Genomic DNA, 22091 nt, shown 5'->3' with positions numbered 1-22091 from the left:
CACATTGGGTAAATGCGGCGCAGCGCCATTATGTGCGCATACGAGCGCCGCATCAGATGGCGGTTTCCTCAGTGTGGCGGCCCATGCGGGACGTTGATACGGGCATGCCCCGGCGTGGAGGCACCGAGGAAGGGTCGCCCCGCACCGAGGGTGCCGTCCCCCTCCCGGAGAGAGAGGGGGAAGCGGCGTAGCCGCTCAGGGGGTGCCTTCCATCACAGCGGATAATGGCGGGCATGGAAACCAAATGGCTAGAAGATTTCGTCAGCCTGGCTGAAACACGCAGTTTCAGCCGCTCCGCCCAACTGCGGCATGTGACGCAACCTGCGTTCTCGCGCCGCATCCAGGCACTGGAGGCCTGGGCCGGCACCGACCTTGTGGACCGCAGCTCCTACCCGACCCGGCTCACGCCGGCCGGCAAGACCATGTATGACCAGGCGCTGGAGATGCTGCAGTCGCTGCAGAGCACGCGCACCATGCTGCGGGCCCATGTCAGCGCGGGCAAGGGCATGGTGGGGTTTGCCGTGCCGCACACGCTGGCCTTCACCTTCTTCCCGAACTGGGTCTCCAGCGTGCAGGCCAAGTTCGGGCCGTTCCGCAGCCGGCTATTCGCGCTCAACGTGCACGACGCCGTGATGCGCCTGGTCGAAGGCGGCTGCGACCTGCTGATCGCCTACTTCCATCCGTCCCAGCCCTTCCAGCTTGACCCGGCGCGCTACGAGATGGTCAGCCTGGGCCATGAGGTGCTCGCCCCCTACGCCAAGCCCGACGCCGACGGCCTGCCGCTGCACCAGCTGCCGGGCCGCCAGGGCCAGCCACTGCCCTACCTGGGCTATGCGCCCGGCGCCTACCTGGGCCGCGTGACGGAGCTCATCCTCAAGGAAGCGGCCGAGGCCGTGCACCTGGAACGCGTCTACGAGACCGACATGGCCGAAGGCCTCAAGGCCATGGCGCTGGAAGGCCATGGCGTGGCCTTTTTGCCATTCAGCGCCGTGCGCAACGAGCTGGAGGCCGGCCGCCTGGTCAGCGCCGCACCTGCCGGTGACGACGGTTTCCGCATGGACATGGAAGTGCGTGCCTACCGCGAAAAACCCACCAGCAAGGATGCGCCCCAGGGCGTGGCCGGCGCGCTGTGGAACTTCCTGCTGGAGCAGGGCGAGACCATCGGCTGACACGCCAGGCGGCACTCATGAAGACAAAGGGGCTCTCGAGCCCCTTTTTGCTGCACGCTGGTGCACGGCAAAGCCCGTCAAGAGACCGACTTGGTGCATGGGTTATGCCTAGGGTAAACACCTATTATGCATGGCATGCATAAGGGTTTCTGCAAACGGCATTGGCTGTGCTGCCACGCCTGGCATTAGAGTGCGCGCACAGCAGCCACGCCGTGTGCAGGCCCGCAGGCGCGCTGGATCGGGCAAAAAACGCGTGCCATGGCACGGCAGTTGCTTACCTGAATCCGGCTGACGTGCTGGAAAGCCCTAGCACGTGTCGGTGCTCCAGCACCGTGCGTGATTGCACAATATGTGTCACATCGTTGATAGTTCGAGCCAGCCCACAAGGCGACTCGACCGTTCTCATCAAGACCGTTTTCGTTCTCATCTCAGGAGACCCGTATGAAGAAGCATTTGTTGGCCATCGCCGTGACCGCCCTGGCTGCAGGCAGCGCTTTTGCGCAGGCTGGCGACACCCTGGCCAAGATCAAGTCCTCCGGCGCCGTGACGCTGGGCGTGCGTGAATCCTCCGGCCTGGGCTATACGCTGGGCAATGGCAAGTACGTGGGCTTCCACACCGAGATGGGCGAGCGCGTGCTGGCCGACATCCAGAAGCAGCTGGGCCTGGCCAAGCTGGACATCAAGTACCAGCCCGTCACCTCGCAGAACCGTATCCCCCTGGTGACCAATGGCACCGTGGACATCGAGTGCGGCTCCACCACCAACAGCCAGGCCCGCCAAAAGGATGTGGCCTTCGCCGTGACCACCTATGTGGAAGAAGTGCGCATCGCCGTCAAGGGCAACTCCGGCATCACCGGCATCAAGGACCTGAACGGCAAGACCATCGTCACGACGACGGGCACCACCTCGGTGCAGACCCTGCGCAAGAACAAGCGCGCCGACGGCCTGACCTTCAAGGAAGTCATGGGCAAGGACCACGCCGACAGCTTCCTGATGCTGGAAACCGGCCGTGCCGACGCCTTCATCATGGACGGCTCCATCCTGGCCGCCAACATCTCCAAGTCCAAGGCACCTGCCGACTACAAGATCGTCGGCGAAACCCTGTCGGTCGAGCCCATCGCCTGCATGCTGCGCAAGGACGACCCCGCCTTCAAGAAGGCCGTGGACGACTCCATCAAGCGCCAGATCGCCGACGGCTCGCTGGCCAAGCTCTATGACAAGTGGTTCATGCAGCCGATTCCCCCGGCCAACGTGAAGGTCGGCCTGCCGCTGTCCGACGCCACCAAGGACGCATGGGCCAACCCCAACGACAAGCCCATGGAGTCGTACGAAGTCAAGTAAGCACCAGCTGAATGCCGCCCCTTCTGCCATGCGGTTGGAAGGGGCGTTTTTTGTTGCGGCGCCGTTTTTGCCGGTAGTGCATTTTTCAAGAATCTGAATAAAGAGGTGCTCCTATGAGTTGGGATTGGCAGGTGTTCTGCCAGGACACCATTACCCAAGAGGTCGGTCAAAGCTGCTTCGGCAAGAACGGCGACATCACCTACCTCGACTGGATGCTGTCGGCCTGGGGCTGGACCATTTCCGTGTCGCTGCTGTCGCTGTTGATCGCATTGATCGTCGGCTCGCTGATCGGCACGCTGCGCACGCTGCCCGACCGGCCGTGGATCGTGCGGCTGGGCAATGCCTGGGTCGAACTGTTCCGCAATATTCCGCTGCTGGTCCACATCTTCATGTGGTACCACGTGGTGCCGTCCATCTTCCCCGCGCTGAAGTCCCTGCCGGGCTTCGTGCTCGTGGTGCTGGCGCTGGGCTTCTTCACCTCGGCGCGTATCGCCGAGCAGGTGCGTTCCGGCATCCAGGCGCTGCCGCGCGGCCAGCGGTACGCGGGCATGGCGCTGGGTTTCACCACGTTCCAGTACTACCGCTACGTGCTGCTGCCCATGGCGTTTCGCATCATCATTCCGCCGCTGACCAGCGAGACCATGAACGTGTTCAAGAACTCGTCCGTGGCGTTTGCCGTGTCCGTGGCCGAACTGACCATGTTCGCCATGCAGGCGCAGGAAGAGACTTCGCGCGGCATCGAGATCTACCTGGCCGTCACCGGCCTGTACGTGGTCTCCGCCTTTGCCATCAACCGCATCATGGCCTTCATCGAGAAGCGCTCGCGCGTCCCGGGCCTGATCGCTGCCAGCGGCGGAGGACACTGACATGAACCTGCAAATCGACTGGTCGTTCTTCACCTGGGACCTGTTCAGCAACTTCGTGCTGAAGGGCCTGTACTTCAGCCTGACGCTGACCGTCATCGCCACCATCGGCGGTGTGCTCTTCGGCACGCTGCTGGCGCTGATGCGCCTGTCGGGCAAGAAATGGCTCGATGTGCCCGCCACGCTCTACGTCAACGGCATGCGCTCCGTGCCGCTGGTGATGGTGATCCTGTGGTTCTTCCTGCTGATGCCGCTGATCATCGGGCGGCCCATCGGCGCCGAGGTCTCGGCCATCATCACCTTCATCGCCTTCGAGGCGGCCTACTTCAGCGAGATCATGCGCGCGGGCATCCAGTCCATCCCGCGCGGCCAGGTCTTCGCGGGCCAGGCCATGGGCATGACCTATGGGCAGAACATGCGCCTCGTGGTGCTGCCCCAGGCCTTCCGCAACATGCTGCCCGTGCTGCTGACGCAGACCATCATCCTGTTCCAGGACACCTCGCTGGTCTATGCCATCGGTGCCTACGACATGCTCAAGGGCTTCGAAGTGGCCGGCAAGAACTACGGCCGTCCCATCGAATCCTATCTGGCCGCTGGCGTGACCTACTTCGTGCTGTGCTATTCGCTGTCCTGGGCAGTGAAGCGCCTGCACAAAAAGATTGCCATCATTCGATGACACACCACCCCCTGAGTCGCTTCGCGCCTTCCCCCTTGAAGGGGGACGACGGCCTTGGCTGCGGGGCGGCCCTTGCTGGCCGTCCCGCCCCCATGACCGCGCCCCTTGTCGGCGCGGCGATGGACAACTGACACGAGTCGGAGTGAACCAATGATTGAACTCAAGAACGTTTCCAAGTGGTACGGCAGCTTTCAAGTGCTGACCGACTGCTCCACCAACATCCAGAAGGGTGAGGTCGTGGTGGTCTGCGGCCCGTCGGGCTCGGGCAAGTCCACGCTGATCAAGACCATCAACGCGCTGGAGCCCTTCCAGAAGGGCGAGATCTTCGTGGACGGCGTGGCCGTGCACGATCCCAAGACCAACCTGCCCAAGCTGCGCAGCCGCGTGGGCATGGTGTTCCAGCACTTCGAGCTGTTCCCGCACCTGTCGGTGACCGAGAACCTGACCATTGCCCAGGTCAAGGTGCTGGGCCGCAGCGCGGACGACGCCAGGAAGCGCGGCCTCAAGATGCTGGACCGCGTGGGCCTGACGGCGCACAAGGACAAGTTCCCGGGCCAGCTGTCGGGCGGCCAGCAGCAGCGCGTGGCCATTGCGCGCGCGCTGTCCATGGACCCCATCGTGATGCTGTTCGACGAACCCACCTCCGCGCTGGACCCCGAAATGGTCGGCGAAGTGCTGGACGTGATGATCGGCCTGGCCAACGAAGGCATGACCATGATGTGCGTGACCCACGAAATGGGCTTTGCGCGCAAGGTGGCCAGCCGCGTGATCTTCATGGACGTGGGCGGCAAGATCCTGGAGGACTGCTCCAAGGACGAATTCTTCGGCAACCCGGAAGCGCGCCAGCCCCGGACCAAGGAATTCCTCAACAAGATCCTGCAGCACTGAACCGGTGCGGCCCTTGCGGGCACGGCAATCAAGGGGGCGCTTCGGCGCCCCTTTTTTGTGGCCACGGCGAGACGATGATGAGAATCGTTCTCGATACAATCGCCGGCTCAGCTGTTTGCACCGTGCTCCAGATCCCGCCCCCATTTCCCCGCCACCGGACAACTTCCACGTCCGCCGTGCCATGCCTGCCATGAAGCGCGACGACGCCCCGGGAGAGCCCGGTGGCCATTCCCGCAGTCTCTACACCCGCTGGCGCAAGCCGCTGCAGCGCATGCTGGCGCGGTACTTCAAGAGCCCGGCCGATATCGAGGATGCCTCCCAGGAAGTCTTCGTGCGCATGCTGTCGGCCGACAAGCGCCTGCCCGTGGACGAAGAGCGGCCCTATCTGCATCAGGTCGTGCGCAGCGTGGCGGCCTTCGCGCACCGCACGGCGCCGCAGCAGGCCGGTGTGCGGCTGGTGTCCGTGGAGGATTGCCGCGACGAGGTCGAGGCCCTGCCGGCCCGCGACGGAGCCGACCATGCGCTGGACGATGAGCGCCGCCAGCGCCTGGCCCGGCTGCGCGATGCCCTGAACGAGCTGCCCGAGCGCCAGCGCCAGGCCTTCGTGCTGCACCGCGTGCAGGAACTGACGCTGGAGCAGACGGCCGAGCGCATGGACATCACCGTGCGCATGGTCTCGCGCCACCTGAGCCGGGCACTGTCCTATTGCGAGATCCGCGTACGCTACGCCAGCGCCGAGCAAATGCGTGCCCTGCTGCGCGCAGACGAGCAGCGGCCGGGCGCCGCAGAGAACACACGATGAGCAACGAACTTCCCCCGGGCGTTTCGCCGCAGGAGCTGGTGGGGCTGCATGACAGGGCGGCCGACTGGTTCGTGCGCCGTCAGCAGCCGGACTGGACGGGCGCCGATGAGCGCGCGCTGGATGCGTGGCTGGGCGCCCACCCGCTGCACCGCAGCATCTTCGAAGGCATGTCGCGCCACTGGCATGGCGCGCCACAGCTCAGGGAATTGTTTCCCGATGAGTTCGGCGCAGCGGTGCCGCCCGCCGCGCCTGCCGTCTGCGCTGCACCAGCGGCCGCGCCGCCGCGCCAGCGCGTTCTTGCCCGCTGGCCCGGCCGCCCTGCGGCGGCCCTGTCCGTGCTGGCGGTGGTCTCGCTGCTGGCCTGGGGTGGCTGGTACCGCTGGGACCACACGCCAGGCTATACGCTGCAGGCCCGCACGGCGCCCGGGCAGACGCAGAGCATCGAGCTGCCCGATGGCTCGCGCGTGGCCCTCAACGTGGACAGCGAACTCCAGGTGCGCTACTACCCGCGCCGCCGCGAGGTGGTGCTGGATCGGGGCGAGGCCTTCTTCGAGGTCACGCCCGGCCCGGACAGGCCCTTCACCGTGGACTCCGGCGCCAGCCGCGTCCGGGTGGTGGGCACCGCGTTCAATGTGCGCGCCGGGCCGCCGCGGCTGGTGGTGAAGGTGCTGGAGGGCAAGGTGCAGCTGCGGCCCGAGCGTGACCGGGCTGGGGGCGATGTCCTGCTGCTGGCGGCAGGCGCGGGCGTGGCTGTGGACGGCGCCGGCCGGCACAGCACCGTGGTGGCCGATGCGGACAGCGTGGGCGACTGGCGCACGGGCCAGGTGCGCTTCAGCGGCACGCCGCTGGCGGAGGTGGCGCAGGAGCTGTCGCGCTATCTGGGTGCGCCCGTGGAGCTGGGCGACGAGTCGCTGGGCCGCCTGCGTGTCTCGGGCCTGCTGGCCACGGCCGCGCCCGAGCGCTTTGTGCGCGCGCTGCCGGCCTTGATTGCGGTGCGCGTGCAGCCGCGCAACGGCGGAGGTTGGCTGATCGTGCGGGATGAATCGAAGGACGGGAAACAATTTGTTTCAAATTGGTGGACAACCCCAGGTTCCAGCTTTGCACCGCTCTTGGCTTCTATAGGGGCAGGGGCGTGGATTTTCCAGGCCCGCACGGCTGCCAGCCAAGGACCACCGAGGGCGCTCGTCCCTCACGCCCCAGCCAACGGCCGCAACACCTGACGCGCATGCGCGGGTGGGCTGGCATGGCTTGTCCGGCGCGGTTCCTGATCGCCCGCGACGGCTGCCTGCGGCCTGCCCGTCGCGTGCCCGTGCAACGGCACAGCAACGGAGTGGCAATGAGAGCGCAAGAAGCAGCAGGCAGGGAATTCGCAGGCAGGGGCACACATGCCCGACGCAGGAACATGAAGGAGCAGGGCGCCGGCCCGCAGGCCAGTCCGCGCCTGCTGGCGTGGCTGGTGGCCGGTGCCATGGCCGGCATGGGCGCCGCGCCGCCCGCCCGTGCGCAACAGCTTCAGCAGCCGGCCGCCTCTTCACCGATGCCGTCATCCGGACAGCGGCTGGCCTTTGACCAGCCGGCCCAGCCGCTGATCAACGCGCTGCGCGCCTTTGGCCGTCAGACCCAGTTCCAGGTGCTGTACGACGAAGCCGTGCTGGGCGGCCGCCAGGCGCCGGCCCTCCGGGGCAGCTTCACGCCGCAGGAGGCCATGGACCGGCTGTTGGCCGGCACCGGCGTGACCGCGCACAGCACCGAGCAGGGCACGTTCACGCTGCGAAAGGCGCCTGCGCCTGAGCCTGCGCCGCAGGCGTCGGCGGGCACCACGCTGTCCACGGTCAACGTGACCTCGCAGCGCATGGCCGCGCCGGGCAGCTACGTGGGCAGCGGCAGGAGCGCCAGCACCAAGCTGGACACGCCGCTGATCGAGACGCCGCGCTCCATCTCCATCGTCACCCAGGAACAGCTGCAGAACCAGGCGCCCAAGAGCATCGAGCAGGCCCTGTCGTACACGGCCGGCGTGTCCACCGAAGTCACGGGCGCGGACCTGCGCATGACGGGCGCCATCATCCGGGGTTTCAGCGATGGCAGCTCCTACTACAAGGACGGCCTGCGGCAGTTCTCGGCCGGCACCTATGGTTCTTGGAACGACGAGATCGACGAGCTGGACAGCATCGAGGTCATCAAGGGCCCGGCCTCCGTGCTCTTTGGCCAGGGGCGGCCGGGCGGCGTGATCAACGTGGTCTCCAAGAAACCCGAGGCCGACCATGTGAACAGCGTGGGCCTGTCCTATGGCCGCTACCAGCGCGCCCAGGCCACGGCCGAGCTGGGCGGCGCGCTGGATGCCTCGGGCGACCTGCTGTACCGGCTCAACCTCAAGGCGCGTGACAGCGACGGACGCACCGTGGGCTCGCGCGATGACCGCATCTCCATCGCGCCCTCGCTGCGCTGGAACCTCTCCGGCCGCACCCACCTGACCGTGCTGGGCAGCTACTCGCGCGAGCGCGGCACGCCCAAGTCCTGGTGGCCCAGCCTGTTCACCTACCCGCAGATCAAGGACCTGCCCGCGCACCTGACCGCCGGCGACCCGTCCTTCGACCGCTTCGACCGCGACACGCGATCGCTGGGCTACGAGTTCTCGCACCAGACCGACAGCGGCTGGCAGCTCACGCAGAACCTGCGCTACTCCACCATCGACATCGATTACCGCCATATCTACGCCATGGACGTGCTGGCCGACGGCCGAAGCGTCTCGCGCGCCAGCCTGGCCCAGCGCACCAAGGGCCGTACGCTGGCGCTGGACACCCGCCTGCACAAGGACCTGCGCTGGGGCGGGCTGCAGCACCGGATGGCCTTCGGCATGGACCATGTGAAGTACAGGGAGCGCGGCGGCCTGGGCTTTGGCTGGGATGTGCCCGACCTGGACATGCTCGACCCCGCCTATGGCCAGTCCATCGCCTATCCAGAGCTGGAGGACAGCCGCACGGACCTGCGCCAGACCGGCATCTACACGCTCAACCAGTTCAAGTGGGACCGCTGGGTGGCCAATCTCAGCCTGCGCCATGACCAGGCGCGCACCACGCAGAACAGCAGCACCCAGCCGCGCATGAGCGACAGCGCCACCACCGGCAGCGCGGGCCTGCTCTACCTGTTCGACAGCGGCTGGGCGCCCTATGCGAGCTATGCGACCTCCTTCGATCCGGTCACGGGCCTGCAGTACGACGGCAATCCGTTCGAGCCCCGGCGCGGCAAGCAGTACGAGGCGGGCGTGAAGTACCAGCCTCCGGGAAGCACCTCGCTGATCACGGCCTCGGTCTTCGACCTGCGCCAGACCAACGTCACCACGCTGGACCCCGACCACCCGCGCTTCAGCATCCAGACGGGCGAGGTGCGCTCCACGGGGCTGGAGCTGGAAGGCCGCTTCGCACTCACGCGCGAGCTGAACGCGCTGGCCAGCTACACCTACCTGGACCCGCGCACCACGCAGAGCAACCGGCCCGCCGAAATCGGCCGCCAGACCATACAGACCACACGCCACATGGCCAGCCTGTGGCTGGACTACCGCCCGCGCGCGGTGCCGGGCCTGATGGTGGCCGGCGGCCTGCGCTACAAGGGTCGCTCTCCCTACAACGTGGCGGCGGACGGCACGCTGAACATCAACGACTCCGCCACGCTGGCCGACCTGGCGCTGGCCTACGAGACGCCGCAGTACCGCATCGCGCTGAACATCAACAACCTGTTCAACCGCAAGTACTTCGCAGGCATCTTCCGCGGCGTGGATCGCGAGGCCACGCTGAGCTTCAAGTACTACTGGTCTATGTAGAAGACCTGCGCGCGGGTGGCTTGCGCGCGGCGCGAGCCGGCCCGCGCGGCTCGGGCGTCCTGATCAGCTGGTGGTTGAACTCCCTCCACAGCGCGTCGCGCCGGGCCAGCGCCTCGGACACATCGGCATGGCGCAACTGGGCCACGGCCGAGACCAGGGCATTGCACAGGTAGAAGGCGGCCGTGTAGGAGTGAAAGGGCGAGGCATTGGCCGTGCGCACCTGCAGCCAGTGGTGGGCCACGGTGGCCAGTGGGGCCGTGGGGCTGTCGGTGATGGCCAGCACCCGGGCGCCGGCTTCCGAAAATCGCTGCGCCACCTCGTAGGTGCCGCGTGAATACTGGCTCACGCTGAAGGCCAGCAGCGTGTCGGTGGGGCCTACCCACAGCAGCTGGTCGGCCGGGGCGATGGCGCCTGCATCCAGCTGCTGCACGCCGGGGCGGCACATGTTCAGGTGCAGGGCCAGCCAGGCGGAGACCGGCGAGCTGTTGAGCTGGGCCAGCACGAACACCCGGCCCTCGTCCTGCGCGAGCTGCCGGGCCATGGCCTCGAAGGCCGCCATGTCCAGCCCCTCGCGCGTGGACTGGATGTTGTGCTGGTCGTGCAGCAGTGCATCGTCCACGCACTCGCTCAGGCTGCGCTGCGCGCCCAGCAGCACGGGCGCGCGCTGGGCAGCCGTCTGCAGCAGCGCCGTCACCTCGCCGCGCGCCTCGCGCTGGGCCTCGGCATAGCTGGCATAGCCGAGCTTGGCGAACAGGCGCACCACGGTCGAGGCGCTGGTGCCTGTGCGCGCTGCCAGGGCGGTGGCCGATTCCAGCAGCGCATGCGGGTAGTCGCTGCCCAGGGTCTGGGCCAGCGTCTGCTCGCTGGCCGTCAGTTCCGCGCCCTGCTGCGCCAGGCGCTGCGGCAGCAGCAGCGCGGCTTTTTGCAATGGTGATTTCATGTTTTTCTTGTATATGCAACGTGTGTTGCAAAATAGGGGGTCGCGTGCAACACTGCATGCACTCTGGAGATTCCACCATGCACGATACCCTCGAACAAAGCCGCGTGCAGCAGCGCGCGAGACTGCTGGACTGGCTGGGCGGCCAGCAGCAGGCCATGCAAGATCTGTTGCACAGGATTGTCGATATCGACAGCGGCAGCCGCGATGAAGCCGGCATCCTGGCCGTGGCCCAGGCCCTGCGCGAGCGGCTGGAGGCGGCCGGCGTGGCCGTGCGCTTCGAGGACGTTCCCGGCTACGGCGTGCTGCTGCATGCCGACGTGCCCGGGCCCGGCGAGGGCGCGCCCATCTATCTGATGGGCCACATGGACACGGTCTTTCCGGCCGGCACCGTGGCGCGCCGCCCCTTCCGCGTGGAAGAAGGCCGGGCCTACGGTCCCGGCGTGGCCGACATGAAGTCGGGCCTGGTGCTCAACGTCTTCGTGGCCGAGGCCTTTGCGCGCTGCGGCGGCCTGGGCGCGCCGCTCAAGCTGTTCTTCTCGTGCGACGAGGAGATCGGCTCGCCCGCCACGCGCCAGACCATCATGGATACGGTGCGCGGTGCGCGCGCCGTCTTCAACGCCGAGCCGGGCCGCGTCAGCGGCAACCTGGTGACCAGCCGCAAGGGATCGATGGCCGTGGAGTTCGAGGTGCAGGGCGTGGCCGCCCACGCCGGCATCAACCACGCGGCCGGCGCCAGCGCGCTGGAAGCCATGGCGCGCAAGCTGCTGGCCCTGCATGCGCTGACCGATCCCGCCACGGGCACGACCACCAATGTGGGCGTGCTGCAGGGCGGCATCGTGCCGAACATGGTGGCGCCCCATGCCAAGGCCGAGCTCGATGTGCGCTACACGGCCCAGACCGATCCCGATGCGCTGATGGAGCGCATCCGCGCCATCGTGGAGGAGGAATCCGTGCCCCGCACCCAGGGCCGCGTCACCGCCGTGCGCCGCACCCTGCCCATGGCGCCCACGCCCGATGCGCTGCTGCAGCTGTACCGTCGCGGCGCGCAGTCGCTGGGCTTCGACGTGCAGGGCGAGTTCACGGGCGGCGCGGCCGACAGCGGCCTCACGGCCTCGGTGGGCGTGCCCACGCTGTGCGCCACCGGCCCCGTGGGCGGCCATCCCCATACCGAGCGCGAGTACTGCGAGCTGGCCACCTTCGTGCCGCGCGCCCAGGCCGTGGCCCTCGCCATCTTCGACCATCCTTGACTCCGCTGATACCCATGAAAAACCTGTCCGTGAATGCATCCTTCCCCACCCGCCGCAAGCTGCTGGGCGCAGGCCTTGGCCTGGCGGGCCTGTCCGCGCTGGCGCCGCTGGCCGCACGCGCCGATGACAAGTACCCCTCGCGCCCGATCACGCTGGTCGTGCCGTTTCCGCCCGGCGGCTCGGTGGACATCATGGGCCGCCAGTACGCCGAGCCCCTGTCGCGCATCCTGGGCGTGCCCATCGTGGTGGAGAACCGTCCCGGCGCGGGCGGCTCTGTCGCCACGCAGTACGTGTCGCGCGCCAAGCCGGACGGCTACACCCTGGTCGTGTCCTCGCAAAGCAGCCACCTGGCCAATCCGCTGACCCAGCCCAAGATCGGCTACGACCCCATCAAGGACTTCGAGAACATCGCCATCCTGGGCCGCCAGCCCAATGCGCTGATGGTGCATTCCAGCCTGCCCGTGAAGAACTTCCAGGAGTTCATCGAGTACGTGAAAAAGCGCCCCGGCCAGGTCAACTACGGCAGCGCCGGCATCGGCAGCATGGGCCAGCTCAACGTGGAAATGCTCAAGGCCGCCACGGGCATCTTCGCCACCCACATTCCCTACCGCGGCGGCTCGCCGCTGGTCACGGCAGCCATCGGCAACGAGGTGCAGTTCATCCTCGACAACCTGGTCTTCATGCTGCCCCATGTGCAGTCGGGCAAGGTGCGCGCCCTGGTCGTGGCCTCGGAGCAGCGCCTGCCCATGCTGCCCGACGTGCCCACCATGGCCGAGGTCGGCTATCCCCAGCTCAACATGAGTTCCTGGACCGGCATCGCGGCGCCTGCGGGCACGCCCGACGCCATCGTGCAGACGCTGCACAAGGCCGTGCGCCAGGCCGCCACCGCGCCTGCCATGGTGGCCAGCCTCAAGGAGCGCGGCGTGGTCGCGCCCGAGGAGATGAGCCCCGCCGCGTTCGAGAAGATGATGGCCGAGCGCCTGAAGCTCTTCGGCGAGGTGGTGCGCAAGGCCCATATCGTGGCCGAGTAAGCAGGGCACGCCCAGGGCGCCCCCAGGGCGCCCCGGATGGCCGGGCGCAGCCGACGTATTTCCATAAGGAGGAGACATGAGCATGACCCCTATCGCCCGCCAGGCTGCCAGCCACCCTTCCCGCCGCCGTGTGCTTGGCGCGGGGCTGGGCCTGGGTATGCTGGCGCCGCTTGCGGCGCTGGCCGCCGAAGGCAATGCCACCGGCTACCCCTCGCGCCAGATCAGCTTCATCGTGCCGTTCCCTCCGGGCGGTTCGGTGGATGCCATGGCACGCCAGTACGCCGAGCCCATGGCACGCATCCTGGGCGTGCCCATCGTCGTGGAGAACCGGCCCGGCGCGGGCGGCTCGGTGGCCGCGCTGGCCGTGGCGCGCGCCAAGCCCGATGGCTACACCCTGGTCGTGTCCTCGCAGAGCAGCCACCTGGCCAATCCGCTGACCCAGCCCAAGGTGGGCTACGACCCCATCAAGGATTTCGAGAACATCGCCATCCTGGGCCGCCTGCCCAATGTGCTGGTCGTGCCCGCGAGCCTGCCCATCCGCAGCTTTGCGGAGTTCATCGCCTATACCAAAAAGCACCCTGGCCAGCTCAACTACGGCAGCGGCGGCACGGGCAGCATGGGCCAGCTCAACATGGAGATGTTCAAGGCCGATGCGGGCCTGGACATCACCCATGTTCCCTACCGGGGCGGCACGCTGCTGGTCACCTCGGTGCTGGCGGGCGAGGTGCAGATGTTCTTCGACAACCTCATCTCCATGCTGCCCCACATCCAGGCGGGCAAGGTGCGCGCCCTGGCCGTGGCCTCCGAGCAGCGCGTGGCACAAATTCCCGATGTGCCCACCCTGGCCGAGGTGGGCTACCCGCAGCTGAACATGAGCTCCTGGACCGGCCTGGCCGCGCCGGCCGGCACGCCCGCGCCCGTGGTGCAGGCCCTCTTCAAGGCCGTGCGCCAGGCCGCCACGGCGCCGGCCATGGTGGCCAGCCTGCAGGACCGTGGCGTGACCCCGCCCGAGGAAATGAGCCCCGCGGCTTTCGAGGCCATGATGTCCGAGCGCCTGAAGCGCTTTGGCGAGGTGGTGCGCAGGACGGGCATCGTCGCCGAGTGAGCTGCTAGTCCAACTGCACACCCACCTCGCGCACCAGCCGCCCCCAGTCCGCCAGGTCCTGGCGCAGCGTGTCGGCGAATTGCGCGGGCGTGGTCCGGGGCAGGTCGGTCAGGTTGAGCTCGCCCAGCTTTTTGGCCGTGGCCGGGTCCTACAGCAACTGGTTGATGGCGGCGTTGAGCTTGTCCACGATGGGCTGCGGCGTTTTGGCGGGCGCGAAGACGCCGTACCAGGAATAGTTGTGGAACGGGTAGCCGGCCTCGGTCAGGCTGGGCAGGTCCGGCTGGCTGGGAATGCGCTTGTCGCCGCTGTGCGCAATGGCGCGCACGCGGCCCGCACGCACCAGCTCCACGGTGGAAGAGGTGTCCGCAAACGCCGCTTGCACCTGCCCGCCCAGCAGGCCCTGCACACAGGGGCTGCTGCCCTTGTAGGGCACATGCTGCATCTGCAGGCCGGCCTGCCTGAGCAGGAATTCCATGGTCAGGTGCCCGCCCGAGCCCTGGCCCCAGGAGCAGTAGCTGAGCTGGCCGGGCCGGGCGCGCACATGCTCCACGAACTCCTTGAGCGAATGCACGGGCAGATCGCGCGAGACCAGCAGCAGATTGCCCGCGCGCCCTATTTGCGCAATGGGTGCGAAGTCCTTGATCGGGTCATACGGAACCTTGCGGTAGAGGCTGGGGTTCACGGCCATGGACGCCGTGTAGGTGAACAGCAGCCGGTAGCCGTCCGGCGCGCCGCGCGCGGCCTGCTCCACGCCGACCAGGCCGTTGGCGCCGGGCCGGTTGTCCACCACGAAGGGCTGCCTGAGCAGCCTGGTCAGGCCTTCGGCAAACACCCGCGCGATGGTGTCCGTGCCGCCGGCGGCGGCCGTGGGCACGATCAGCGTGACGGGGCGGGCGGGGTAGTTGCCGGCATCCTGCGCCGGCTGGGCGTGGCCCGTGCAGGCCATGGCCAGCAGCAGTGTCAGGGCCATGCCGTGCTTCTTCATCGTCTTCATGCACTTGTCTCCTTGTGTCGCCGTGTGTCGCCTTGCCTGTGCGCGGCCCCGTCAGCGCAGCCCCAGGCGCGCCTGCGTGCCCTGCTCGATCATGTCGGCCCCCACGCGGTAGAGGTTGCGCGAGACATAGCTGTCCACCTCGCGCGCACGCTCGCGCAGCCAGGCGGCCTTGAGGCTGCGGGCCTGGCCGATCTCGGGCGCGTCGCCGGCCGCGGTGGCCAGCACGTCGATCACATGCAGGGCCAGCTGCCACTGGCCCGCGTCGGCCAGCGCCTGGGCGCTGGCCACCAGGCCGGGCTTGTCGGTGATGGCATCGGCGATGGCGGCGCCTGCGGCCTCGGGCGGGGCCGGGTGCAGCGTGGTCGGGTTGCGGTCCCACCAGCCGTTTTCCGAACGGTAGATGTCGCGCACGATGTAGCTGGGGTCGCCATAGGTGGGCTTCATCCACTCCACGCCGAACAGTTCCTGCGGATAGTCCATGGCCGCGAGCACCTGCTGCTCGTTCAGGCCCTCGTTCATCAGGCGCACGACTTCGGCGCGCAGCCAGCGCAGCGCCTGTGCGGTGTGCAGCAGCACCTGCTGCACGGCCTGCTCGCCCTCGATCACGGGACCGAACTCGCGCACGGCCTTGAGCGGGCGCAGCGCGGCCATGGCCTGCAGCGTGTCGGCCCAGCGCACGGTGTCGCGCAGCGTGCGAAAGGGCGTGCCGATGTTGGGGATGGAGTCCAGCAGCGCCGCGCCGCCGTACAGCACGCGCTGGCCGGGGCTCCACAGCGCGATGGCGTCGTCGGTCTCGGACGGCGCCCAGAACAGCTCGATGCGGCCGTCCCCGCTGCCTATCTCCAGCCGCGTGTCGAAGGTTTCGGTGGGCTCGTGCATGTCCAGCCGGTGCTCGAAAAAGCCCGCGCTGCGGTTGAACTGGATCTCGGCCATGCGGTGCTGCAGCGCCCGGGTCTCGCGGTAGCGAGCCTGGCGGCGCGGCAGGTTGCGGTGCGCGATGAGGCGCGGCACGGGCTCTCCGCGCGCGGCCGCATGCTCCAGCCAGGCGGGCACGCCCGCGTTGTAGCCGATGTGGCCGTGGCTGTAGCACAGCGCATGCACGGGCGCGTCGCTGAGCTGGCGCAGGCTGGCGATCATGTCCTGGCTGACCTTGCCGCCGGGGCCGGCGTCGATCACCACCAGGCCCGCGTCGGTCTCGGCCACGAAGGACTGGCCCTGGCCGCGCAGTATGTGCAGGCCCGGCGCCACGGTTTCGCTGCCGGTGCCCACCAGCAAGAAGGGCTTGTCGTCGTCTCTGGCGTTCATGGGGTCTCCGGGTCTGGTTCGATGGGGGGCAGGGCGTAGCGGCCGTCCAGCAGTTCGGGCCGTGGCATGTAGGCGCGCAGGCACAGGTAAAAGCCTTCGCGCGGCGCGGGCAGCCAGTTGGCGCGGTGGTCTTCGCTGGCCGGTGGCGCGTGGCTGATGTGGATAGTCAACCCACCATCGCCATCGCCATCGCCATCGCCATCAGCGTCGGGGCGCAGGCCCGGCGTGCGGTCGCCGATGGCATAGCGGTCGATGGGGTTGTCCACCAGCATGCAGTCGTGGGCGCCGTAGAGGGTCAGGGACCAGAAGGCCTGCACGGGCGGCAGCGCGCCTGGGGCAAAGCGCAGCCGGTAGCGGCGGCTGCCATGCAGGGGCCGGCCCTGGGCGTCATGCCAGGCCAGGGGGTAGATGGCCTCGCGGCTTTCCAGCATGCCGATGTACTTGAGCGCAATTTCGGCGCGGGCCTGGAAGTCGTCGCCAAAACCGCCTTCGACCAGGGCGGGGAGTTCCCAGCCCGAGTCCAGGCGCCGGCCCGTGCTGGCCGCGCGCAGCCGGGGCAGCACGCTGTCCAGGGCGCGCTGCAGTGCGGCTTGCTGTTGCGCATCGGGTGCGCCCAGCCCGGCGCCCAGGCCCACGGCCGCAAAGCGCGCGACCCGTGCGGCATGCCCTGCTGGCGGCGGGTTGTCGCGCAAGGCGGCATTCACCTGGGCTGCATAGTGCTCGGCATTTGGCGGGGCCTGGGGATCGCAGTCCGGGTCGAAGGCACGGGCCTGCGAGGGCGTGCCCGCCTGCCAGTCTGCCAGCGGGCGCACCGCAAAGCCGTCCTGCAGCGCGTGCACGGCGGGCAGGTCGTGCTCGCCATCGACCAGGATGCGGCCTATCACCCACAGCCAGGGCGTGGGCGCGGCAATGTGTGCGCCGGGCGCATCGAACGGTGGCGGCAGCGCCCCCTGCCAGCCGGGCGGCGTGACAAGGAAGGAGCGCGCAGCCGTGCCCGTCAGGCGCTGGCCCAGGTGGGCGAAGGGGTTGGTGAAGAAGTCCAGCAGGCCCAGCACGTAGTAGCGGCCCGCCGTGTCGGGCACGTCGATCACCAGCGGCCCGGCGCCCAGGTCCAGCCAGGCGTTGGTGTAGAGCGTGTCGTTGTTGGGCGTGACCACGCGGCTGGTGCCGGCGCGCAGCAGCTGGCGCGCATGCACGAACTGGTTGCACCAGCGCAGCGGTGCGGGCGCGGCCTCGCCGGCCGCATTGCGCCGGGGCGAGGTGGCCGCACGCATGCGGCGCATCTCGTACAGCGGGCAGGTGTGGATGACGGCCTCCTCGGCCAGGGTGCTCAGGTCCATGGCGTGTCTCATGCGGCCACGGGCTGCAGGGGCGGAACAGGCCATTGGTGCGCGCCTGCCTGCGGGTGGTACATGCGCAGGATGAGGTAGAAGCGCCCGTGCGGCGTGGGCAGCCAGTTGGCGGCGCCCTGTGCCGGCCGGGCATGGCCCAGGTCGATCTGCAGGCTGCCGTCGGCCTCGCGCAGCAAGCCCGGCGTGCGGTCGCCGATGGAGTGGCGGCCGATCTCGTTGCCGTAGAGAAAGCGGTCGGCGTCGTACAGCGTGACGGACCAGAAGGCGTCGGCCGGTGGCATGTCGGCGGCATTGAAGCGCAGCACATAGCGCTGGCTGCCGTCCAGCGGCTGCAGGCCTGCGTCGTGGTGGGCGGCGGCGTAGATGGCCTCGCTGGTGGCCAGCGCGCCCAGGCCCAGGTAGGCGGTGCGTGCGCGGCCCAGGTACTCGCTGCCGTAGCGGCCGGTGGACGGCGTCATGGTCCAGGGCCGGGGACGGCGGTTGCGCCCCATGGCGGCCACGGTGCGCACGCCGTCGGCAAAGCCCTCGGTCAGGCCTTCGCGCAAGGGCTCCTCCAGCTGCTCCCACGCCATGTGGGCGCTGGCCACCAGGCCGGCCTGGCCGAACCAGGCCAGCAGTCCCTGGTCCTCCTTGCGTCCGGGCGCCTCGGCCAGCGCATGGCAGAGGTTGGTGAAAAAGCGCGGCGCAACCTCGGCCGCAGGCTCCTGGTTCTCGAAGGCGGCCGCCATGGCGTCCACGGGCGGGCCGACCCAGTTCGTGACGGCGGCCGGGCGGCCTCCTTTCGGCGTGCCCGGCGCGGGCTCCAGCCGGATGTCGGCCTGCAGTGCGCGGGCTGCAGGCCAGTCGGGCGCATCGCCCACCACGGTGCGGCCGATCAGCCAGACCAGGTTGCTGGGGCAGTGCACCAGACGGTGGCCGGCCAGATGCTCCGGCACCTGGCCGCCCGGCCCGACCAGGACCACGGTCTCGCCTTCGGGCGGGCAGTTGCGCGGTCCCAGGTTCTCGAAATTCTCGGTATAGGCGTCGTACAGGGCCAGCACGAAATAGCGGCCCGGATGCGCGGCGCTGGAGGGCACGGTCAGCAGGCGCGGGCCGTCGGCCAGGTGGATCCAGGCCAGCGAGTACAGCAGGTCGTTGGCGGGCGTGACCACGTCGCGGTCCTCATGGGTGGAGGGGCGCTGGCTGTGGTGCAGCGTGTCGAAGTCGCCGCGCATGTCCAGGCCCAGGCCCACACTCAGACCGTTAGCGCGCGCGGCGCCGGCATCGGTCTGCAGGCGGCAGGTGCGGTAGGTCTCTATCAGCGGATAGCCGTAGACAAAGGCGGCCAGGCCGATGGAGCGCGCCAGGGCGCGGCGGACTTCGGGCAGGGAGGGAGGGGTCGGGTTCATGTCCATTGTTTTCTTCAGGGCAGGAGGGGGGTCAGTCGAGGGTCACGCCCGTGGAGCGCGCCAGGTCCAGCGCCACGGGCAAAAAGGCGGCGTAGGCGGCGCTGGCCTCGGCCGGGCTGTTGCCCTGGGCCTCCAGGCCCAGCGCCTCGACACGCTGGCGCACCTGGGGCTCGCGCATCACGGCGGCGACCTCGCGGCCCAGGCGTTCGACGATGGCATCGGGCGTGCGTGCGGGCGCCATCAGCGAGATCGATCCCGTGATGGCATACACGGGCTCGCGGTAGCCCTGCTCGGCAAAGGTGGGCACATCGGGCAGGGCCTTGCTGCGGCGCGGTCCGGCCACGGCCAGGGCGCGCAGCTTGCCGGCGTCGATGAAGGGCTTGAGCGTGGCGGCCGAGCCCAGCGTCATCTGGATCACGCCGCTGATCAGGTCGATGGACATGGGCCCCTCGCCCTTGTAGGCCACGTGCAGCGACTGCAGGCCGTAGGCCTTGTCCATGAAGACCTGGACCTGGTGCGGCTGCGTGCCCGCCCCCCAGGAACCCATGGCGTACTTGCCCGGCGACTGGCGCACGGCCTCGACCAGGCCCTTGAAGTCCCTGGCCGGCACGGCCGGGTTGACGGCCATCACCATGGAGGGCGAGACCACGTCCGAGACCATGCGCAGCTCGGTGCGCGGGTCGTAGGGCAGCTTCTTGTAGAGCACCAGGTTGGCCGTGATGGGCCCGGGCACGGTCAGCAGCAGGGTGTGGCCGTCGGGCACGCTCTTGGCCACATGCTCGGTGCCGATGATGCCGCCCGCGCCGCTGCGGTTGTCCACCACCACGGGCTGGCCCAGGCGCTTGGCCAGGCCCTCGGCCAGGATGCGCGCCACGGTGTCGGTGGAGCCGCCGGCCTGGTATTGCACGACGATGCGCACGGGCCGGGCGGGATAGCCGTCCTGGGCCAGCGCGGCGCTGCAGGCCAGGGCAAGGCAGGTCAGCGCGGCGGTGCGCAGCAGGGGTGTGTTCATGGTGGCCTCCGGGTGGGAGATGGAATGGGCATTGGCTTTCATGCAGCCTCCCTGCCGATGACCAGCGCATCGACGGCCACGCAGCCGCCGTCCTCGCGCGGGCGGGCGATCAGGGGGTTGATCTCGGCGCTTTCCAGCGTGGCGCCTGCGCGCTGCGCAAAGCCAGCCAAGGCGCACAGCGTGTCGGCAATGCTGTCCAGGTCCACGCGGGGGCGGCCGCGCGCGCCGTCCAGCACGGCAAAGGCCCGCAGCTCGCGCACCATGGCCAGCGCGTCGTCGCGCGCGATGGGCAGCAGGCGCAGCGAGACATCGCGCAGGATCTCGGCATGGATGCCGCCCAGCCCGAACATCAGCACCGGGCCGAACACCGGGTCGCGGTGCACGCCGGCGATGCACTCCACGCCGCCCTGCACCATGGGGGCGGCCAGCGCGCCGTCGATGTGCGCATCGGGCCGGGCCTGGCGCGCATTGGCCAGGATGCGGTCGAAGGCGGCCTGGGCGCCGGCCGCATCCGCCAGGTTCAGTGCCACGCCGCCCACGTCGGACTTGTGGGCGATGGCATCGCTGCAGACCTTGAGGGCAATGCGTCCGCCCATCTCCTGCGCGGCCTGCGCTGCCTCGGCCGCCGTGCGCACCAGCCGGTGCGGCACCACGGGCACGCCGGCCTCGGCCAGCAGGGCCATGCTGCGCTGCTCCGACAGCGTGCCCGCCGGCAGGTGCAGTGCGCTGCCTGCATCGGCCATCGCGGGCAGAGCCTGCGGTGTTTCATGCAGGCGGGCCAGCGCGCCAATGCAGCGTATGGCCGCGCCCGGGTCGGCAAACACCAGGCAGCCCAGCGCCTCCAGCGCATCGCGGCGCTCGGGCGGGCACAGCGTGCTGACGGCCAGCAGGGTGTCCGGATGGTGGGTGCGCAGCGTCTGCACCAGGCTTTGCAGCACGGGCCAGAAGGCGTCGGACAGGCCGCCTGCCGCGAAGAAGCCCAGCCAGCTGTCGAACTGCCGGTCGGCCAGCATCAGGCGGGCACTGCGCTCCAACAGCGTCATGTCGTTGGTGACCTGGCCCGTGATGTCCACGGGGTTGCGCGGCGCGGCAAACGGCACCCATTCGCGCAGCTGGCGCTGGGCCGCATCGGACAGCGGTGCCACGTCCAGGCCGGCTGCGCTGGCGTCGTCGGCCATCATGGCGCCCACGCCGCCCGAGACCGTGAACAGTCCGATGGACCGCCCCTTGGGAGCCCGCGCGATGGAGGCACTGGCCGCCAGCGCGAAGAAGTCCGTGATGGAATGCGCGCGCAGCACGCCGTAGCGGCGGAACACCGCGTCATAGACGGCATCGTTGCCCGCCAGCGAGGCGGTGTGCGATGCGGCGGCGGCCGCGCCCAGGGCGCTGGTGCCCACCTTGCACATGACCACGGGCTTGCCACGCTCCTGCGCCAGGGCCAGGGCCGCGCGCAGCCGGGGGCCGTCGCGGCAGCCTTCCATGTAGGCCATGATCACGTCGGTCTCGGGGTCCTGGGCCAGCCAGGCCAAGCCATCGGCCAGCTGCACATCGGCCTCGTTGCCCGTGGTGGCCCACAGCGACAGGCCCAGCCCGCGCTCGCGCGCCAGGCTGTAGGCATAGGCCCCGAAGGCGCCCGACTGGCTGACCATGCCGATGCGCCCGGGCCGCACCAGGCCGCCGCCCGGCGCGGGCGAGAACGTGGCGTAGACCTGGTGGCCGGGGCGCATGAAGCCCAGGCAGTTCGGGCCGATGAGGCGTATGCCCGCCTCCTGCGCGCGCCGCGCCAGCGCCTGCTGGGCGGCCGTGCCTTCGGAGCCGGTCTCGGCATAGCCCGAGGAAAACAGCACCATGGACTGCACGCGCGCGGCGGCCGCATCCTCCAGCACGCCGGCCACCTGCGACTGCGGCACGGCGACGATGGCCAGGTCCACCGGCGCGCCGATGGCGGCCAGCCGCTCGTGCGCGGGCAGGCCCTGCACGCGGCTGGCGCGCGGGTTCACCGCATACAGCGCGCCGCCGTAGCCGAAGCGCAGCAGGTAGTCCAGCGGAATGCCGCCGATCTTGCTGGCCTGGTCCGAGGCGCCGACCACGGCGATGGAGCGCGGCGCGAACAGCGCGTCGAGCCGGGAAGTGTCGAAGCAATGGCTGTCGGTCATGGATG

At 69.1% G+C, this 22091-nt stretch carries 18 protein-coding genes; 11 read left to right on the top strand and 7 right to left on the bottom strand.

The window, feature by feature from the left end; genetic code table 11:
- Window positions 1–233: 233 nt before the first annotated feature.
- The 8 genes from ACRSCF_RS26265 to ACRSCF_RS26230 all read left to right on the top strand — a co-directional run bounded on the left by ACRSCF_RS26265 (window position 234) and on the right by ACRSCF_RS26230 (window position 9556).
- Window positions 234–1169 carry a LysR substrate-binding domain-containing protein gene (locus ACRSCF_RS26265; RefSeq protein ID WP_193615942.1) on the top strand — a complete coding sequence of 312 codons (936 nt, stop codon included), beginning with the start codon at window positions 234–236 and terminating at the stop codon, window positions 1167–1169.
- Window positions 1170–1610: 441 nt separating this feature from the next.
- Complete coding sequence (locus ACRSCF_RS26260) at window positions 1611–2510, top strand: transporter substrate-binding domain-containing protein (protein ID WP_016450272.1); 900 nt, start codon at window positions 1611–1613, stop codon at window positions 2508–2510.
- Window positions 2511–2623: 113 nt separating this feature from the next.
- Window positions 2624–3376, top strand: a complete 753-nt coding sequence (locus tag ACRSCF_RS26255) for an amino acid ABC transporter permease (RefSeq protein ID WP_016450273.1) — start codon at window positions 2624–2626, stop codon at window positions 3374–3376.
- A 1-nt stretch (window position 3377) separates the two neighbouring features.
- On the top strand, window positions 3378–4049 hold the full coding sequence (locus ACRSCF_RS26250) for an amino acid ABC transporter permease (protein WP_016450274.1): 672 nt from the start codon (window positions 3378–3380) through the stop codon (window positions 4047–4049).
- A 150-nt stretch (window positions 4050–4199) separates the two neighbouring features.
- Window positions 4200–4937 carry an amino acid ABC transporter ATP-binding protein gene (locus ACRSCF_RS26245; protein ID WP_016450275.1) on the top strand — a complete coding sequence of 246 codons (738 nt, stop codon included), beginning with the start codon at window positions 4200–4202 and terminating at the stop codon, window positions 4935–4937.
- Window positions 4938–5127: 190 nt separating this feature from the next.
- Complete coding sequence (locus ACRSCF_RS26240) at window positions 5128–5739, top strand: RNA polymerase sigma factor (RefSeq protein ID WP_224986090.1); 612 nt, start codon at window positions 5128–5130, stop codon at window positions 5737–5739.
- Window positions 5736–6959 carry a FecR family protein gene (locus ACRSCF_RS26235; protein WP_244387485.1) on the top strand — a complete coding sequence of 408 codons (1224 nt, stop codon included), beginning with the start codon at window positions 5736–5738 and terminating at the stop codon, window positions 6957–6959. The genes ACRSCF_RS26240 and ACRSCF_RS26235 overlap by 4 nt, the downstream gene beginning before the upstream one ends.
- A 182-nt stretch (window positions 6960–7141) precedes the next feature.
- Window positions 7142–9556: a TonB-dependent siderophore receptor gene (locus tag ACRSCF_RS26230; protein ID WP_244387483.1), complete on the top strand. Its 2415-nt coding sequence runs from the start codon at window positions 7142–7144 to the stop codon at window positions 9554–9556.
- Here ACRSCF_RS26230 and ACRSCF_RS26225 read toward each other — a convergent pair.
- On the bottom strand, window positions 9549–10496 hold the full coding sequence (locus ACRSCF_RS26225; protein ID WP_016450279.1) for a MurR/RpiR family transcriptional regulator: 948 nt from the start codon (window positions 10494–10496) through the stop codon (window positions 9549–9551). The genes ACRSCF_RS26230 and ACRSCF_RS26225 overlap by 8 nt on opposite strands.
- 77 nt (window positions 10497–10573) lie before the next feature.
- On the opposite strand from ACRSCF_RS26225, the gene ACRSCF_RS26220 reads away from it, so the two are divergent.
- From ACRSCF_RS26220 to ACRSCF_RS26210, 3 genes are all read left to right on the top strand, one after another.
- Window positions 10574–11743, top strand: a complete 1170-nt coding sequence (locus tag ACRSCF_RS26220; protein WP_016451791.1) for a M20 family metallopeptidase — start codon at window positions 10574–10576, stop codon at window positions 11741–11743.
- Window positions 11744–11757: 14 nt separating this feature from the next.
- The gene (locus ACRSCF_RS26215) at window positions 11758–12774 is read left to right on the top strand and encodes a Bug family tripartite tricarboxylate transporter substrate binding protein (RefSeq protein WP_016450281.1); all 1017 of its coding nucleotides are present in this window, start codon (window positions 11758–11760) and stop codon (window positions 12772–12774) included.
- A gap of 76 nt (window positions 12775–12850) precedes the next feature.
- Window positions 12851–13879 (top strand): Bug family tripartite tricarboxylate transporter substrate binding protein, encoded by a 1029-nt coding sequence (locus tag ACRSCF_RS26210; RefSeq protein WP_432675146.1) that lies wholly within the window; start codon window positions 12851–12853, stop codon window positions 13877–13879.
- Between the two features lie 148 nt (window positions 13880–14027).
- Here ACRSCF_RS26210 and ACRSCF_RS26205 read toward each other — a convergent pair whose 3' ends face one another.
- The 6 genes from ACRSCF_RS26205 to ACRSCF_RS26180 are packed head-to-tail and all read right to left on the bottom strand — an operon-like array spanning window position 14028 to window position 22086.
- On the bottom strand, window positions 14028–14873 hold the full coding sequence (locus ACRSCF_RS26205) for a Bug family tripartite tricarboxylate transporter substrate binding protein (protein ID WP_432675145.1): 846 nt from the start codon (window positions 14871–14873) through the stop codon (window positions 14028–14030).
- Between the two features lie 51 nt (window positions 14874–14924).
- Window positions 14925–16178, bottom strand: coding sequence for an alkyl sulfatase dimerization domain-containing protein (locus tag ACRSCF_RS26200; RefSeq protein ID WP_244387477.1), 1254 nt, complete (start codon window positions 16176–16178; stop codon window positions 14925–14927).
- A complete protein-coding gene (locus tag ACRSCF_RS26195; protein WP_034365044.1) occupies window positions 16175–17518 on the bottom strand; it encodes a DUF1254 domain-containing protein in 1344 nt (447 codons plus the stop codon). Before ACRSCF_RS26195 ends, ACRSCF_RS26200 begins: the two co-directional genes overlap by 4 nt.
- 8 nt (window positions 17519–17526) lie before the next feature.
- Entirely contained in the window at window positions 17527–18924 is a 1398-nt protein-coding gene (locus tag ACRSCF_RS26190; RefSeq protein WP_244387475.1) for a DUF1254 domain-containing protein, read from the bottom strand.
- A gap of 25 nt (window positions 18925–18949) precedes the next feature.
- Window positions 18950–19972: a Bug family tripartite tricarboxylate transporter substrate binding protein gene (locus ACRSCF_RS26185; RefSeq protein WP_244387473.1), complete on the bottom strand. Its 1023-nt coding sequence runs from the start codon at window positions 19970–19972 to the stop codon at window positions 18950–18952.
- The gene (locus ACRSCF_RS26180) at window positions 19969–22086 is read right to left on the bottom strand and encodes an acetate--CoA ligase family protein (RefSeq protein ID WP_244387472.1); all 2118 of its coding nucleotides are present in this window, start codon (window positions 22084–22086) and stop codon (window positions 19969–19971) included. The genes ACRSCF_RS26185 and ACRSCF_RS26180 overlap by 4 nt, the downstream gene beginning before the upstream one ends.
- Window positions 22087–22091 lie beyond the last annotated feature (5 nt).

It is taken from the genome of Delftia sp. 11MD (assembly GCF_050907895.1).
GTDB classification, from domain to species: Bacteria; Pseudomonadota; Gammaproteobacteria; order Burkholderiales; family Burkholderiaceae_C; genus Comamonas; species Comamonas tsuruhatensis.
This window is presented reverse-complemented; position numbering and strand designations above follow the sequence as displayed.